Here is a 1222-nt window from a genome sequence, read left to right as displayed (position 1 = left end):
TGAAAGCTGTCACCCTCCACGTAGGCGACGTTGATGCCCTCGCGGCGGAAGATCTGCTGAAACGTGCGCATGACCGATGTGGTCCCGGCTCCCGACGACCCCGCGATCGACACGATGGGATGCTTGCGTGACACGTGAGCGCCCCTCTCAGCTCGCCGGAGCCCTGAATAAGCCGCGTGTTCCATACAGCGGCCAGGGGTCCAGATTTTCGTGGATCTCGTTGTGGTAGCTCTCGATGAGCTCGACTTCTTCGCGCACCCCGAAGATGAATGGAACACGCTGATGCACCTTTTCGGGTTCTACCTCCAGCATTCGGCGTCGACCCGTGGTGGCCGCACCACCGGCCTGCTCGATCAGGAACGCCATCGGGTTGGTTTCATACAGCAGCCGCAACTTGCCAGGCTTGGCTGGATCCCGCGAATCTTGGGGATACAGGAATACTCCGCCACGGGTGAGGATTCGGTGGGTTTCGGCCACCAGCGAGGCGACCCAGCGCATGTTGAAATCCCGGCCGCGTGGACCCGATTTGCCCGCTAAGCATTCCTGCACGTAGCGCTGCACAGCCGGCTCCCAGAAGCGCTGGTTGGACGCGTTGATCGCGAACTCGCCGGTCGTCGCAGGGATCTGAATGTTCTCCCGGGTCAGGAAGAACTCACCCAGCGTCGGATCAAGCGTGAAGGCATGGACGCCAGTGCCAACCGTCAGCACCAGGATGGTGGAAGGACCGTAGATGGCATAGCCGCCGCACACCTGTTCGGTACCGGGCTGAAGAAAATCCTCGGGTGCCGGATCGGCGCCCGGGTTGGGGGCACGAAGAATGGAGAAGATACTTCCCACCGAAACGTTGACATCGATATTCGACGAACCATCGAGTGGGTCGAACACCAACAAATACTTGCCTCGGGGGAACTCGGCAGGCAGCAGGTACGGCTCGTCGAGTTCCTCGGAGACCATGCCCGCGACGTGCCCGCTCCACTCGGTCGCATGAAGGAAGTAGTCGTTGGCCAGCAGGTCAAGCTTCTGCTGCGTTTCGCCCTGCACGTTAGTGTGTCCGGCCGATCCCAGCACCCCGGCCAAGGCGCCGCAGGCCACGCGGTTGGCGATCGCCTTGCAGGCCAGCGCGACATCGAGGATCAACGCGTTCAGGTCACCGGAAGCACCGGGGTGGCGGCGGCGCTCCTCGATCAGAAACTGCACCAGCGTGGTGTGGTCGGCAAGCATG

General features: G+C 62.2%; 1 protein-coding gene and 1 pseudogene. Both read right to left on the bottom strand.

The window, feature by feature from the left end:
• Positions 1–185: pseudogene (locus tag CQY20_RS36055) on the bottom strand (hypothetical protein); the annotation flags it as partial.
• The coding region (locus tag CQY20_RS33800; RefSeq protein WP_097945750.1) for a class 1 fructose-bisphosphatase at positions 148–1222 on the bottom strand (1075 nt) is incomplete at its 5' end. The gene CQY20_RS33800 and the pseudogene CQY20_RS36055, both read right to left, overlap by 38 nt.

The sequence above is a fragment of the Mycolicibacterium agri genome (genome assembly GCF_002553505.1).
Lineage (GTDB): Bacteria > Actinomycetota > Actinomycetes > Mycobacteriales > Mycobacteriaceae > Mycobacterium > Mycobacterium agri.
The sequence above is the reverse complement of the archived record's forward strand: the minus strand, read 5'-3'. Positions and strand labels throughout refer to the sequence as shown.